At 48.2% G+C, this 14,075-nt stretch carries 13 protein-coding genes and 1 riboswitch; of the genes, 10 read left to right on the top strand and 3 right to left on the bottom strand.

Going from position 1 to position 14,075, the window contains the following annotated elements; genetic code table 11:
* Positions 1-423: 423 nt before the first annotated feature.
* The 5 genes from ACFQZE_RS10685 (at position 424) to ACFQZE_RS10665 (ending at position 5,538) form a co-directional block, all read left to right on the top strand.
* Positions 424-1,581 carry a hypothetical protein gene (locus ACFQZE_RS10685; RefSeq protein ID WP_379356586.1) on the top strand — a complete coding sequence of 386 codons (1,158 nt, stop codon included), beginning with the start codon at positions 424-426 and terminating at the stop codon, positions 1,579-1,581.
* Positions 1,544-2,686, top strand: coding sequence for a WxL domain-containing protein (locus ACFQZE_RS10680; RefSeq protein ID WP_379356584.1), 1,143 nt, complete (start codon positions 1,544-1,546; stop codon positions 2,684-2,686). The genes ACFQZE_RS10685 and ACFQZE_RS10680 overlap by 38 nt, the downstream gene beginning before the upstream one ends.
* 272 nt (positions 2,687-2,958) lie before the next feature.
* On the top strand, positions 2,959-3,954 hold the full coding sequence (locus ACFQZE_RS10675) for an ABC transporter ATP-binding protein (protein ID WP_379356582.1): 996 nt from the start codon (positions 2,959-2,961) through the stop codon (positions 3,952-3,954).
* Positions 3,951-4,754 carry an ABC transporter permease gene (locus ACFQZE_RS10670; protein WP_379356580.1) on the top strand — a complete coding sequence of 268 codons (804 nt, stop codon included), beginning with the start codon at positions 3,951-3,953 and terminating at the stop codon, positions 4,752-4,754. The genes ACFQZE_RS10675 and ACFQZE_RS10670 overlap by 4 nt, the downstream gene beginning before the upstream one ends.
* Position 4,755: 1 nt before the next feature.
* Complete coding sequence (locus ACFQZE_RS10665; RefSeq protein ID WP_379356578.1) at positions 4,756-5,538, top strand: ABC transporter permease; 783 nt, start codon at positions 4,756-4,758, stop codon at positions 5,536-5,538.
* A 108-nt stretch (positions 5,539-5,646) separates the two neighbouring features.
* On the opposite strand, the gene ACFQZE_RS10660 is transcribed toward ACFQZE_RS10665, so the two are convergent.
* Positions 5,647-6,093 (bottom strand): hypothetical protein, encoded by a 447-nt coding sequence (locus tag ACFQZE_RS10660; protein WP_379356576.1) that lies wholly within the window; start codon positions 6,091-6,093, stop codon positions 5,647-5,649.
* 4 nt (positions 6,094-6,097) lie between these two features.
* A riboswitch (cyclic di-AMP (ydaO/yuaA leader) is annotated at positions 6,098-6,275 on the bottom strand.
* A 166-nt stretch (positions 6,276-6,441) separates the two neighbouring features.
* Between ACFQZE_RS10660 and ACFQZE_RS10655 the strand changes: the two genes are divergently transcribed.
* Positions 6,442-7,401, top strand: coding sequence for an aldolase catalytic domain-containing protein (locus ACFQZE_RS10655; RefSeq protein ID WP_379356574.1), 960 nt, complete (start codon positions 6,442-6,444; stop codon positions 7,399-7,401).
* A gap of 647 nt (positions 7,402-8,048) precedes the next feature.
* Here ACFQZE_RS10655 and ACFQZE_RS10650 read toward each other — a convergent pair.
* Together ACFQZE_RS10650 and ACFQZE_RS10645 are read right to left on the bottom strand one after the other, a co-directional pair.
* The gene (locus ACFQZE_RS10650) at positions 8,049-8,372 is read right to left on the bottom strand and encodes a hypothetical protein (protein ID WP_379356572.1); all 324 of its coding nucleotides are present in this window, start codon (positions 8,370-8,372) and stop codon (positions 8,049-8,051) included.
* A gap of 38 nt (positions 8,373-8,410) precedes the next feature.
* The gene (locus tag ACFQZE_RS10645; RefSeq protein WP_379356570.1) at positions 8,411-9,790 is read right to left on the bottom strand and encodes a Glu/Leu/Phe/Val family dehydrogenase; all 1,380 of its coding nucleotides are present in this window, start codon (positions 9,788-9,790) and stop codon (positions 8,411-8,413) included.
* Between the two features lie 147 nt (positions 9,791-9,937).
* Between ACFQZE_RS10645 and ACFQZE_RS10640 the strand changes: the two genes are divergently transcribed.
* The 4 genes from ACFQZE_RS10640 to ACFQZE_RS10625 all read left to right on the top strand — a co-directional run bounded on the left by ACFQZE_RS10640 (position 9,938) and on the right by ACFQZE_RS10625 (position 13,777).
* Positions 9,938-10,342: a gamma-glutamylcyclotransferase family protein gene (locus ACFQZE_RS10640; RefSeq protein WP_379356568.1), complete on the top strand. Its 405-nt coding sequence runs from the start codon at positions 9,938-9,940 to the stop codon at positions 10,340-10,342.
* Between the two features lie 300 nt (positions 10,343-10,642).
* Positions 10,643-12,193, top strand: coding sequence for a copper resistance D family protein (locus tag ACFQZE_RS10635; RefSeq protein ID WP_379356566.1), 1,551 nt, complete (start codon positions 10,643-10,645; stop codon positions 12,191-12,193).
* A 34-nt stretch (positions 12,194-12,227) separates the two neighbouring features.
* On the top strand, positions 12,228-13,073 hold the full coding sequence (locus ACFQZE_RS10630) for a sensor histidine kinase (RefSeq protein WP_379356564.1): 846 nt from the start codon (positions 12,228-12,230) through the stop codon (positions 13,071-13,073).
* Complete coding sequence (locus tag ACFQZE_RS10625; RefSeq protein ID WP_379356562.1) at positions 13,070-13,777, top strand: response regulator; 708 nt, start codon at positions 13,070-13,072, stop codon at positions 13,775-13,777. The genes ACFQZE_RS10630 and ACFQZE_RS10625 overlap by 4 nt, the downstream gene beginning before the upstream one ends.
* Positions 13,778-14,075 lie beyond the last annotated feature (298 nt).

Here is a 14,075-nt window from a genome sequence, read left to right as displayed (position 1 = left end):
AATAATTAGTCTATATAAGTCATTAATAAAACAGGTCAAGTATGGTTAGAAATTAATCATAGTTAATCTGTTTTTTTATTTTTAAAATGCCACTTTTAAACAAAGAGAACGAAAACATGAGGTGGATACAATATTGTTAAGTTTAAATGGCGGCCTTGATTAGCTTTGTGTCTTTCTAGTTTTCTCTTTAGCAGGGCTACCCAGATCCGCCTCCAAACTTCCAACCAATAACCCCCAATTCAGGGGGTTATTCTTTTCCCCTAATCTTGCATATCTAATCGAATAGTCCCGAATTATGTAAAAAAATGTGTGACAACTAGGAAAAATGTGCTAAAATTAAGTAGGTATATAGACTTGGAGAGCGAATAGCAATGCTCAGAAATAGAAATATGTTTTACAGAAGACAGGGGGCTGTTTTGGCAATTGGCACAAGTGATTTTAGACTTTTTATCCAAAAATGAATTAAGAAATACGAGGACAAAAGCGATCTGTTTAGCTATCCTCTTCCTATTTGCTTTCAGCAAAACGGCAAGCGCGGAAACAAGCGCAGGCACACTTCAAGGGACGGCTCCAGAGCCTTCATTCTCTATAGCGGCATTGGATTCCGGAAGCAGCTCTATTTTTATGATGGACTCGCGCGCTGGCGCTTCTTTGTCTTTTAAAGTTCAGGTGGGCAATAACAGCAACAAAAGCTCGGAGTTTAAAATTTACGCGACCGATGTGCTGTCGACCTTAAGGGGAGGCTGGAGTTATCCCGCCAGCTTTGAACCCAAATCTTTATCCGGCACCTGGTTCAAGGAAGAAGTGCGCTCAGGCTCCCTAAAGCCCGGCGAAAAAAAGGTTTATACCTTCTCTATGAATGTCCCGCAAGGGTTAAAAGATGGCCAATATATCGGGGCGATCGTCCTGGAGGAATTTGTCCCCGCACAAATGGACGCTTCGGAATCCGGCATGTCGGCGGTATCCGATATGTACATCAGGCTGCCGATTCAAACAGTTATTAACATCAACAAGGAAAAGGCCTCGCATGAGCTATTTGTAGAAAACATTTACCACGAGACAGGACAAGATGGACTCATCACTTTATTTATCCCTCATCGCAATGCAGGCACCATTTTGGAAAAGCCGTCCGGAACGCTATCGCTAACAAACTCCTCGGGAAAATTGATTAAGTCGGAAACTTATGTAATGGACTCCGTGTATGTAGGTACAACCGGATTATACGATCTGAGACTGACGGACATTTTGGCGCCGGATACCTACATCTTAACTTATACGACGAAATATCAGGACATAGAAACGACAGGCCAGTATAAGTTTAAGCTTACTGCGGAAGAAGTAGTATCTTCTCTTGATAAGGCCGAAAATATGGGCGTGTCTTACAAGAGCGGGTTAGCGGAAATTCTGTATATGTATTGGGTATGGATTCTGCTAATAGTTGTAGTGGTGCTCGGTTTGCTGCTCATTATTGTACTGCTTCTACTAAGAAGGAGAAAGGAGAAGAAATCCAATACGCATCCGAATGGAGATGGGGTGGGTACAAATGGTCCAAAAAATAATGAAAGCAGCTTTGGCGCTTAGTCTGCTGCTGGCCGTGATCGTTCCGGCCGCTGCTGCGACGTCAAGCAACCTGGTAGACAATGGAGGCTTTGAATCCTATACTTCAGGCAATACGGGCGACGGCTGGGACTTTTCTACGGATAATGTGCCTGCGCAATATGTAGCGGAGCTATCGAGTGCAAGTGTAGCCGAAGGAAACTATTCGCAAAGGCTGACTCAAGACGGCCTTACTTATGCTGGCCAAATGCTGAAAGTCAGCAACTCCAAAAGTACGGGCATCACAGCAGGACTGCCGCTTGAAATGAAGTTTAAATCCAACATTACTTCAATGGTAGGAGCCAAGCTCAGAGCCAAAATCGAGTATTACGATTCAACGGGCAGGTATTTCGGAAGGGCCCTATTGGAAGTAAAAGATCCAACAACCGGGTTCCAGGAGTTTTCGCTTTCAACGGTTTTGCCGGCGGGGACCGATCATGTTGCGACATCGTTTGAAGGGACGATAAACATTGAAGGCGGCTATTATAATCTCTTTATCGACGATGTAAGGCTGTATATCAACTCTGTTTCCGGCGAACAAACTCAGGTAGGAATCGTAGGCGGCCAGCTTGAATTCAGCACGATATCCGGACTGTTTTTGGATGTTAATCTGGACAATGAAGCAGTTATGACGACTACGAATACGTCCACCGTGCGCATTACCGACAACCGGGGCAATGGTGAAGGGTGGGCGGTCAAAATATCGGCTACTGACTTTTTGAGCGCCAGTCTTCCTGACCCTTCGTCAGGCGGAACCGCTTCATTTGTTCTCAAAATACCAGTTTCCAATTTGAGACTGGCATCGGCGACGGTGCAGCATGTGTCCGGGCAGCCGATACATGCGACATACGGCCCGGTTGCAAGCAGCTTTACGATTAGCAACGCCAGCCAAACTGCCGTTAGAGCGCAAACCGGTTTTGGAATGGGAGCTTACAATGTGCCGATCAATTACTCCTTAACGATTCCAAAATCATTGGAGATTGTAAGCCAATCCGGAACGGGCAGCAAGTTGACTACAGGAGAATATGTAGGTACACGCTCCGGTCATTATACGGCTACTCTTAACTTTACAATTGGAACGGGACTATAAGGGTTAACTGTAAAAGATGAAAAAGAGGCTTCCGGCGTCATTCTAGACGACGAAGGGGAGTCTCTTTTTGTATGGCCGGAGATGGTTATTTATAAAGCCTTGGTCTGGTGAGAGAGTTCACCATGGAATCACCTGAAAATAGGACTATACTTTTCCCTCCGAATAAGGTATGATCTTTTTCCCGCTAATTTGGAATCTGGTAAATAAGGCCTGAGCAAGAGGCAACGCCACATTTTTTACCTAGCGGAAATCTAACAGGAGGACTACTTGGCATGACTCGGAACAAGGAATGGATTACTCTTGAAGGAGTTGGCAAAAGCTTTAAAGTCGCGACGAGAACGGCAGGGCTGAAGGAAGCGGCCAAAGCCTTATTTGTGCGAAATCATACCGTGGTAGAGGCGCTTAAAGACATCTCTTTTTCGATAGGAGAAGGGGAGATTGTCGGCTACATCGGCCCGAACGGAGCGGGCAAATCGACGACGATCAAAGTGATGAGCGGCATTTTGGTGCCGGATCGCGGAAGCTGCTCCATCATGGGCTACACCCCTTGGAAGGATAGGACAGAATACGTAAAGCATATTGGCGTAGTATTCGGCCAGCGTTCCCAGCTTTGGTGGGATGTGCCGGTCATCGATTCGTTTGAGCTGCTGCGCGACATTTATAAGCTTCCAGAGAAGATGTATCGGCAAAATGTAGATAGGCTGACCGATATGCTGTCGCTGGAAACCATTTTAAAAACGCCGGTCAGACAGCTTAGCTTAGGTCAGCGAATGCGCTGCGAAATAGCGGCTTCCCTGCTTCATAGCCCGAAGCTGTTGTTTTTGGACGAGCCGACAATTGGCCTTGATGCCGTCAGCAAGCTGGCGGTTCGCAACTTCATTAAGACGCTTAATCGAGAGCAAGGCGTAACGGTTATTTTAACTACGCATGATATGAGCGATATTGAGGCACTTGCGGATCGGATATTAATGATTGGAAAAGGCACGCTGCTTTACGACGGATCGCTTCAACAACTGAAAAAACGGTTCGGAACGGCACGCACGGTAACAGTCGACTTCAAGGATCATCCTGCCCCAGTGGAAATTCCCGGAGCTGTTTTGGTGGAGTGGACGCCACAGCGCGCGGTTTACAGCTTCGATACGGAACGGATGGTACTCGCGGATATCGTTTCTCAGCTGTCTCAGTCGATGGAACTGATCGATATCGCCGTTGCGGCTCAGGATATTGATGAAATGATTGTTCGGCTCTATGAGGAGCATCAAATATGAAAGCTTACGTTTCGATTTGGCGCTTAAGGTTTATTAACGGCATGCAATACCGGGCCGCTGCTCTAGCAGGCCTTGCTACCCAGCTTTTCTTCGGTTTTGTCTTCATTATGATCTACGCGGCTTTTTATAGCGGCGGCACAATCGCTGCGCCGATCTCCCTGCAACAAATCATCACTTACATTTGGCTTCAGCAAGTGTTCTTATCTTTTATTATGCTTTGGTTCAGAGACCAGGAGTTGTTCGATCTCATTACAAGCGGTAACATCGCTTATGAACTTTGCCGGCCGATGGCTCTATATCCCCACTGGTATTCCAAGCTTCTTGCCCAGCGCGTATCCAGCGCCTTGCTTCGCTCCTTCCCGATGCTAGCTGTTTTATTTATTATTCCAGAACCTTATCGGATGAGCCTGCCGCCTTCTTTTGCATCCTTTGGCTTATTTTTGATCGCTCTGGTGCTTGGCTTGCTTGTCATCGTATCGATATCGATGCTGATTTATATATCTGTATTTTGGACGATGTCGCCGATTGGCTCTATTTTAATGATATCGGTGGCAGGCGAATTTTTGGCTGGCATGATTATTCCTCTTCCGCTTATGCCCCCATGGCTGCAAAACATCGCTTACGCGCTGCCTTTTAGATGGACGACGGATTTCCCGTTTCGCGTCTATTCCGGACATATTCCCGTCCATGAAGCGGTATGGGGAATCGGCATTCAACTGCTGTGGCTAGCTGTTCTTGTTAGTGTTGGAAGACTACTGATGCGCAAAGCGCTTCGTTCCGTCGTTGTGCAAGGAGGTTAATATGAGGCTGTATTTTAAATATTTGACTATCCATCTAAAATCTCAAATGCAATACCGGACTTCGTTTTTTCTGATGAGCTTCGGCCAGTTTTTTATCCCGTTTGTAGTATTTGGCGGATTGTACCTGATGTTCGAGCGATTTGGACAGCTTAAAGGCTGGAGCTTTTTTGAGGTGGCGCTCTGTTTCGCCGTTATTCATTTGGCCTTTTCTTTGAGCGAATGTTTTGCCAGAGGGTTTGACGCTTTTTCTTCTCTTATCGTGAGAGGAGATTTCGATCGGCTGCTGGTGAGGCCTAGAAGCGCCGCGCTTCAGGTGTTGGGCTCCAAATTCGAGTTTACGAGAATCGGCAGGCTGACGCAAAGCATGGTCGTGATCATTTGGGCCATTTCCAATTTGCCGGCGGTATGGAGCCTCCCTAAGCTGCTTATTTTACTATGTATGATTATGAACGGCGTGTTTATTTTTACGGGCATATTTATATTGGCGGCTACTTTTTGCTTCTGGACGGTGCAAGCGCTGGAGGTGGCGAACGTATTTACAGACGGAGGGAGGGAAATGGCTCAATATCCTCTTAGCATCTACGAAAAAGGGGTGACGAGGTTTTTTACCTTTATTATTCCGTTTGGCTGCGTCAGCTACTTGCCTCTACTTTATTTATTGGATAAAAAAGAAGGAAGCTTGCTGCTGCCCATCCTTATTCCGTTTGGCGGGCTGTTGTTTTTGCTCCCTTGTCTGCTAGTATGGCGGATAGGAGTTCGGCATTATCGTTCGACGGGATCGTAATGAGCGGGCAGACAACCTCGAAAAATAAAAGGAGCCCGCTCCTCCATTTGTAGGGGATTAGGGCTCCTTTTGTTTCCGTTGCCGGTGCATCCGGCGCAAGGGTTGAATTTAATCCAACGACAAATAGGCGACGGCGCGCTGCTGAAGAACCGCTTCCTCAGAAAAGCCAACATCTGTTGGGGCACCGATTTTTTGAGTCCCTGATTCATGAAAAAGCTGAACGGCTCCAGCAAACAGTTTGTAAGCGCGGTAGTCGGGGTTAATGGATTCCGCAATTCGCTCGGCAAGACTTTCCGATAAGGAAGCAAGCGTGAATCGTCCGAGAAAAGATCGGAGCAGCGTTCCCCATCGGTCAAGCTGCAAGCTGGCGTCGCTGTCGCTGACGAAATGCTCGCTCCATCCATATCCAAGATCGCTGCTAAGACGCAGACAGACACGATGGCCGGAAGGATCGATCGCAAGTGCAGGAATCACAAATACTTCAATGCGGTGAATGGTTAGATGCTGGGGCTCGTTCGGTGGATACGGGGAATCATGTACGGATAATGACAACATAAGACATCTCTCCTTTGTCCGCTTACGAGGTTAGCTGTCGGATTCGGGCTAGAGAGTAGCCCTACCGGAGATACCAATCCCCGGATTCACCCCTTGCAGGCAATGGCATGCGATCTATAGAGCAGCCCCTGCGTTGGTTCCCCCGCTTTTTTCTTGATGAAAAAATTCAGCATTTATGTTTACATAATAGTTTAGCTCTAAAATATCAATTTGTAAATCAAATATTCGGTGAAGGGCAATCGTCTAAATTATCCAATTACCGACATATTTGCTTTGCGTTCATGGTCTTTTTCAAGTATGATGGTAGTTAAAAATGAACTCATGTTCAGATCAAAAGGAGCAGCAAGTATGCATTCGAAAACTAGTCATTGCAAAATTGTCGATTGTACAATCCGCGACGGCGGACTCGTGAATAACTGGGATTTCAGTGTCGAGTTTGTCCAGCACCTTTATAATTGCCTGAACGAAGCCGGCGTAGATTATATGGAGATCGGCTACAAAAACTCGCCTAAATTGCTGAAGGGTGCGGAAGAGGCAGGCCCTTGGCGTTTTCTAAACGATGATTTTCTTAAGAAGGTCATTCCGAACAAAGGCAATACAAAGCTGTCCGCGCTGGTTGATATCGGCCGCGTTGACGAAAACGACATTTTGCCTCGCAGCGAGAGCTTGCTCGACCTGATTCGCGTAGCCTGCTACATTCAAGATGTAGATAAGGCGCTCGAGCTTGTGCAAGTGTTCCACGACCGTGGCTATGAAACGACTCTTAACATTATGGCTCTTTCCAACGTTATGGAGAACCAACTGGTAGAGGCGTTCAACCTGATTAACGATAGCGTCGTCGACGTCGTTTATATCGTGGATTCCTACGGCAGCTTGAAGCCGGATGATGTTGGCTACTTGGTGGATAAATTCCAGCAATATTTGCCGAACAAACGTCTTGGCGTTCATGCTCACAACAACATGCAATTGGCGTTTGCCAATACATTAGTTGCTGCCGGCAAAGGCGTAGAGCTGCTGGACGCTTCCGTTTACGGCATGGGCCGTGCAGCGGGCAACTGCAATACGGAGCTTCTTGTTTCCGAATTGCAAAATACGAAGTATAACGTCCGCCCAGTGCTGGACATGATCGAAAAATACATGATCCCGCTTCGCGAAAAAGAAGAGTGGGGCTACATCATTCCTTACATGATTACAGGCATTTTGGATGAGCATCCGCGCTCCGCAATGGCGCTTCGCGCATCGGCTGACAAGGACAAAGCGGTCGATTTCTACGACCGTTTGACGACACCGGAAATTTCTTCGAAATAATTAGACGAAATTATTTAGTTGAACTTATTTGGTTGAAATTGTGTAGCAGAAATAAATACAAAAGGAGGGAGCATAACGCTCCCTCCTTTTGTGTTGTTGAGAAACTTTTGATATACGTAAGTCTGAGGCTTTGAGACCGCCAAAAACTATGATCAAACCGTCTGACAAGCTAATTTAGTGGTTTCTGGCGCAACTAAAAGCTCCAAATGGCGGGAAACGACTCGTGTAGTGGTTTCTGGCGCAACTAAAAGCTCTACATGGTGGGTTAAGACTCGTGTAGTGGTTTCTGGCGCAACTAAAAGCTCTACATGGTGGTTACGACTTGTGTAGTGGTTTCTGGCGCAACTAAAAGCTCTAAGTGGCGGGTTACGACTTATGTAGTGGTTTCTGGCGCAACTAAAAGCTCCAAATGGCGGGTTACGACTTGTGTAGTGGTTTCTGGCACAACTAAAAGCTCTAAATAGTGGGTTACGACACGTGTAGTGGTTTCTGGCTCAACTAAATGCATCCTCGGCTTGTTTGGCTTGGCAGTCACCATACTTCCTTTTGGCAAGAGCGATTGCCTGGCGAAACGTTCGTCCTAAAAAAGAAATTTAAATGAGAAGGACGGAGCACAACGCTCCGTCCTCTTTTAAACTTTAAATAAATTATTGCGTCTTCTTCAGTTCGCCTTCTCCTCGAATAGCTGCCGCCCGGTTCGGTTCATTAGGATGCAAATATCCGGTTCCTTCCCAAACCTCACCGCTCTTCACCACGGCGAGCAGTTCCACTTTAATATCGTCGCTATGACTGAACCATTCCAGAAGCCCGGCGTCGCTAATTCCATCCACGTCGATATACCAAAGACGGTCGCCATATTGCGTCACCAGAACTAGCTCCGCTTTTTGAAAGTCGAGGCTGTGAAAGTCCCGTCCGCCAAAGCGGATATCCAGCTTTTCCAAAACGAGCGTCTCCATATCCATGCTGTTCATTCCTTCCCCAATCAGTACCGCTTATCTAACCACACCTGTTAATATAACTTCCCTTGGCGGTAAAGGACGGATGAAAGCTTCGTTACCGCATGAACAAAACAATTTTGCCGTAGCGATAGTGGATCGCCGAAATAAGCCGGCAGAATGCTGCTCATCGTTTTTTGCATTTTGGCGAACAGTTGCTTATACACTTCCTCTTCCGAATAGAACTGTGTTTCCCGACCTTGCAGCCACTCGAAATAAGAGACGATCACCCCGCCGGCGTTCGCCAAAATATCGGGAATAATGATGACGCCCTCTGCCGCGAGAATTTCATCCGCTTCTCCCGTTATAGGCGCATTGGCTCCCTCGACAATGATTCTGGCTTTGACGTCCTGCACGTTGCTGCTGTGGATTTGATCCTCAAGCGCAGCCAGAAACAATACGTCTACATTTAAATAAAGAACATCTTCGCGCCCTAGCAGCTTTCCTTGAATTCCGCTTTCCTGCAAAGCCGCTTCAGTGGCAGGCAGGTCGCCCCTATTCGCAGCCGCATATTCGACCAGAGCAGGAATGTCTAGGCCGCCTTCATGGTACAGAGTGACGTTCCGGTCGCTGACGGCGACTACTTTGCCGCGAAGGGACTCGCATTTGAAAGCCTCCATTGCCGTGACAGATCCGACATTGCCGAAGCCTTGAACGGCGATGCTAAGCGGCTTGTCCGCGTGGGCAAGAGCTGTTTCCGCAAACGCGTTGGACGTTTTGGCCAGCCAGCTTCGATTGTCGCGGATAAAATCGTGCAGGAGGTAACGGAATGTAAAATAAACCCCTTTGCCCGTCGCTTCCCTACGGCCTAGCGAGCCGCCGCTGACGATGCTTTTGCCTGTGAAGCTGCCAAGATAAGGAGAGCCGGGATGGATATTTTTGAACTCTGCCATCATCCAGTCCATTTCTCTTTCGCCTGTTCCCATATCGGGAGCGGGAATATCTTTATCCGGCCCAAGCACATCGCTGAAATATTGAACGTATTTTTTGCATATTTGATAAAGCTCTTTTTCCGAATAAATTCTCGGGTTGAGGACAACGCCGCCTTTTCCGCCGCCAAAGGGTACTTCATGCAGCGCATTTTTCAACGTCATCAGCGCTGCCAAATTGGTGACCTCATCTTCGTTTACCGATTCATGAAAACGAATGCCGCCTTTGTAAGGCCCAAGAGCATCGTTATGCTGAATCCGAAACGCCGGAATACGCACGACATTCCCATTTTCCAGCGCAATCCGCAAAAAAGCTTTATGTACCTTATTGGGAGTTGAAAGTATCGCCCCCAAAGATTGAAACGCCTGCTCGCGGCGTTCGCCCTGCACTTGCGGCAGGAAGGACGGATCGTCCATTAATGCGTTTAGTGATTGCTGTACAATGGCTCCGGTTTGGCTTGCCATAAATTTATGACCTCCTTGTTGTAGGTAATAAATGTATTGCCTTGTTTGATTGTAACATATATTGCCGATTCCTTTGAAATAGGTCATAATGTGAGGCAAGTTGACGTGAGAATAGTGACGGGCGGAAAGGAAGTTTAGATGTAAACGATGTCAAACATTCATGTGTTTATATATGGCTCGCTGCTTCCAGGGCAAAGCAATTACGGGGTGGTGGAGAGGTTTGTCAAACGTTCCGAGCCGGGAGTTATTATGGGCAGGTTGGTTGATGTCGGTACTTACCCTGCTGCGGTGCGGGATGAAGCGGCAAGGAAGGGATACAGCGTCATTCGCGGCTTATGGATTGAAGTGGATCGGAGCGGGCTTGCGGCGATGGATGGGCTGGAAGAGTTTGCGGGCATTGAGGAACTGAACGATTACGAGCGCGTTTGGGTAAGCGATTTGGCCGATCAGTCGAAGCAAGGCTGGGTTTATATATGGGAATCGGATCGGGGATGTCCTGCCGTCGCTGAAGACTATTGGCCGGACTACGTGTTACTCAAACAAAAGAACTAATATATCGACGGCCTGGTCCGTAGTTTCTGTTCTTTAGGTTCTGTTCTTTAGGTTCTGTTCTTTAGGTTCTGTTCTTTAGGTTCTGTTCTTTAGGTTCTGTTCTTTAAGTTCTGTTCTTTAAGTTCTGTTCTTTAAGTTCTGTTCTTTAAGTTCTGTTCTTTAGGTTCTGTTCTTTAGGTTCTGTTCTTTAGGTTCTGTTCTTTAAGTTCTGATCTTTAAGTTCTGTTCTTTAAGTTCTGTTCTTTAAGTTCTGTTCCTTAAGTCCATTAGGTTTAAAAAGCAATTGGAGGAAGTGGCGAAATGTTGGGGATGCCGATAAGTCAAAAGAGCGAAAAGGGGGGACGCATAAAAAGAGAAGTCGGGGCTAGAACTGCTATCTACCTGAGGTTGCCGCTTGGTCTCTTATCAATTGGTCTATTTATTGTCCTTTCGATTTGGCTTTTAGGATCGTATCCGGCAACGGTATTTGCCTCCGATGCTCAGGGCCTAGCGATTGAACATACCGCTTTTGCCCCCAAAGTACAGGACATAGCGGTTGAACACACCGCTTTTGCCCCCGAAGCGCAGAGCTTAACGGCTAAACAAACCCTTTTGACCGCACTGGAAGTTTTCGAACACGAACACGATTCTGAGAAATCACTTCAAGAAAGCGCTTCAATTGGCGAGATCTTGATGGAAGCCCTCATGTATACTTCGAGGATTGGTTATTATTTTACGCTTTTGCTGGCTGCGGGGGCCATGCTCCTTAGTCTTTCCATTCCAAAAAATGAATCGGGAGCCGGACAGAGAATATTAATAAGAGGCTGGAGCGGCCCTATTACCAAATCTTTTTTTATGGCTGCACTCGTGTTTATTTTTTTGGCATCCAATGAAATTGTTCGCGAGCTTGGAGGCGGAGCCGAGCAATTTGGCCGCTTATTTTTGGAAACGTCCTCTGGACGGATTTGGCTGGCGCTGCTTGGGCTGGCCATAGCCGGTTTGGCCATGCCGAAACTTCCTGAAGTCGTGCAAGCGGCATGGGCTATGCTTCTGCTTGCCGCAGAAAGCTTTAACGGTCACGCTGCCGCTGCGGAGCGGGCCGAAACGGCCATTTTGTTTGACTTTATCCATCTGTCGGGAGCGGCGATTTGGGCTGGCGGCGTTATGCTGCTTCTTTTATTTTGGCGGACGGACCGCAAAGAAGCTGGCCGCTTTGCAGAGCGGTTTGCGGCTATCGCTTGGATAGCCATTGCTGCGCTGACCGCAAGCGGACTCGTTTTAACGTTTACACTGCTTCCTTCATGGCTCTATCTGATTTACACGGATTGGGGGAGATGGCTAATCGTGAAAACGGCTGCAGCTGCGCTGGTCGTCGTGCTTGGCACAGCTCTTCGCCGCAGGGCAATTCAAAGAGAAATGCCAAGAGGCAAGCTTTTGAAATGGGATGGAGTTCTAATGGCCGTTATTGTGCTCATTGCCAGCATATTCACATGGATCAGTCCGGCACCGGAGAGCAATCCCGTAAGTCTGCATCAGATGGGGGACAAGCTTCATTACACGTTGAAACTGGCGCCAAACGCGCCGGGACCCAACGACGTGTCGCTGACGGTTTGGCTGCCGCTTGCAAGCGGCGAACCGGAGCGCGTATCTCTGACAATGGTTCCGCTGCATTCAGCAAAAGGCGGGACGATAAACGTCTCATTTCAAAACATGGAGGAGGCTGCGAGCGGTATTGCGTTTCCGGGTTTTGCGGAATACCGTTATGCCGTAGAAGGAATGACTTTTCCCCGCCGTGGGGAGTGGAAAGCGGTATTGACCGTAGTGGACGGCAAGGGTGCTGAAATAAAGAGGGAAGAGCTGTTCTCCAATTAAAAGAGGAGCGGTTTCAAAAAGGGGGGTGCACGGGATGTCCTATAAGTGGTTGAAGTGGCTCATTTTATGGATTCCAACGCTTGTAATCGGGCTTTGGGAATATGCTCGCCATGCGTTTTTGCTGCCATACGTTTCGATGGAGCTGGGCAATTGGCTGGCTCCCGTATTTGTTTTTATTGTGTCGCTTACCCTTGTGCGAAGACTATTCCGCAAGCTCGAGGCGATGCAGGAGTCGTTAAAAAGCCAACAGGTCGTCAAAGCCGCGTTTGAGGAACGGGAGCAGCTTGCCAGAGAACTGCATGACGGCATTTCCCAGTCCTTGTTTATGCTTTCGGTCAAGCTGGACAAGCTGGGCAGAGCCCAGTCGGAAGCCGACGCCAGCCAAGCGATGGAAAGCGTCCGACATACCGTCCGCCATGTCTATGAGGATGTTCGCCAATCGATCGCCAATTTGCAGGATGCGCCTCAGCCTGGCGATTCCTCTTGGCTGCAAAGCGTTCATGGCTTAGCCATGGAGCTAGAAGAAAATAGCGGAATAGAAACCGTAATTGAAGCCAGATTGTATGAGGGATTATTTTCCCCTAAGGACAAGGTCGAGCTGCTTGCGATCATTCGCGAGGCATTAATGAACATCCAGAAGCATGCAGCCGCAACGAACGTTCGCATTACGGCCAGACATATAGGAAAACTCAATGTGCAATCTCCTTCTTTCGTATGTATCATTGAAGACGACGGCAAGGGCGCTACCCATAAGCAACTGCAAGAGCCCGGAAAATATGGGATCAAAATGATGCGCGAGCGGGCGGAGGCGATGGGCTGGGTTTTTGAAGTCGGCCCTGGAGAAAACGGCGGAGTCAAAATTGAAATTAAAGGGGGATGACGGCGGTGAAAAAAAACGGCGTGCAAGTTCGAGTGATGATTGTGGACGACCATCCCCATGGCAGAGAAGGCATCCGGGATATTTTGGCCGGCGACGAAATGTTTATGGTGGTGGGCGAGGCGGCTAGTGGGGAAGAGGCCATTGCCCAAGCGGCGGATTTGAAGCCGGATTTGGTGCTCATGGATATTCGGATGCCGGGAATGGGGGGGCTGGAGGCAACCTACCGGCTGAAGCTTCTTATTCCAACGCTGAAAATTATTATGGTAACGATATCGGATGATATTACCCATCTGTTTGAAGCGATCAAAAGGGGGGCGCAAGGCTATTTGCTCAAAAATTTGGACCCCTCCGCTTGGCTGCAATATTTGCGGGAGGTGGCGGTAGACGAGGTGTCTATGTCCAAGGAGCTGGCCTTTAAGCTGCTTCAAGAATTTTCGCTTGGTGCGGGCAAAGGCGATTCCACACCCGCTGCTCCGCGGGAGGCGGCGGCCTATCCGGCTTCTCCGCTCACAGAGCGTGAGAAGGAAGTGCTGCAGCGCGTCGCCACCGGGGCGTCCAACCGCGAAATTGCTGCGCTGCTCATGCTGTCGGAGCATACCGTCAAAAACCATTTGAAAAACATTCTCCAAAAGCTTCATCTCGACAATCGGGTTCAGCTCACGCGATATGCGATGGAGCAAGGGCTCGTTAATCGGCGGCAATAACGTTTGGCTTGGATGAATCCTCGCCGATTGCTTGTTGCAACAATGAGGGACATTGCATATAATAAAGATTAATGTTTGAAAATGTGAGAAAGCTATGATGGAGAATAGTAAGCAGTGCCTTCGTACAGGGAGAGAATGCCGGAGATTGAGAGCGTTCTTGCGAAAACAGGCTGCCGAAGTTCGCTCCGGAGCATGCGCTTGAACCGCAGGGAGAGACTCCTGCACAGTAGGGTGGCACGGTTCCCGCCGTTACCGGGGGCTTAAGGAATGGCGCGGCCGTATGGCTGGAAATAGGCGC

This window comes from Paenibacillus sp. GCM10027627 (assembly GCF_042675505.1).
In the GTDB taxonomy this organism is placed as follows: domain Bacteria; phylum Bacillota; class Bacilli; order Paenibacillales; family Paenibacillaceae; genus Pristimantibacillus.
Note: the sequence above shows the minus strand (reverse complement) of the source record. Positions and strands in the feature narration are given on the sequence as shown.

Bases quoted from the DNA above. Each gene is read 5' to 3' on its own strand.
- ACFQZE_RS10680 (WP_379356584.1), top strand. From the start codon at position 1,544: ATGGTCCAAAAAATAATGAAAGCAGCTTTGGCGCTTAGTCTGCTGCTG.
- ACFQZE_RS10675 (WP_379356582.1), top strand. From the start codon at position 2,959: ATGACTCGGAACAAGGAATGGATTACTCTTGAAGGAGTTGGCAAAAGC.
- ACFQZE_RS10670 (WP_379356580.1), top strand. From the start codon at position 3,951: ATGAAAGCTTACGTTTCGATTTGGCGCTTAAGGTTTATTAACGGCATG.
- ACFQZE_RS10665 (WP_379356578.1), top strand. From the start codon at position 4,756: ATGAGGCTGTATTTTAAATATTTGACTATCCATCTAAAATCTCAAATG.
- ACFQZE_RS10660 (WP_379356576.1), bottom strand. From the start codon at position 6,093: ATGTTGTCATTATCCGTACATGATTCCCCGTATCCACCGAACGAGCCC.
- ACFQZE_RS10655 (WP_379356574.1), top strand. From the start codon at position 6,442: ATGCATTCGAAAACTAGTCATTGCAAAATTGTCGATTGTACAATCCGC.
- ACFQZE_RS10650 (WP_379356572.1), bottom strand. From the start codon at position 8,372: ATGAACAGCATGGATATGGAGACGCTCGTTTTGGAAAAGCTGGATATC.
- ACFQZE_RS10645 (WP_379356570.1), bottom strand. From the start codon at position 9,790: ATGGCAAGCCAAACCGGAGCCATTGTACAGCAATCACTAAACGCATTA.
- ACFQZE_RS10640 (WP_379356568.1), top strand. From the start codon at position 9,938: ATGTCAAACATTCATGTGTTTATATATGGCTCGCTGCTTCCAGGGCAA.
- ACFQZE_RS10635 (WP_379356566.1), top strand. From the start codon at position 10,643: ATGTTGGGGATGCCGATAAGTCAAAAGAGCGAAAAGGGGGGACGCATA.
- ACFQZE_RS10630 (WP_379356564.1), top strand. From the start codon at position 12,228: ATGTCCTATAAGTGGTTGAAGTGGCTCATTTTATGGATTCCAACGCTT.
- ACFQZE_RS10625 (WP_379356562.1), top strand. From the start codon at position 13,070: ATGACGGCGGTGAAAAAAAACGGCGTGCAAGTTCGAGTGATGATTGTG.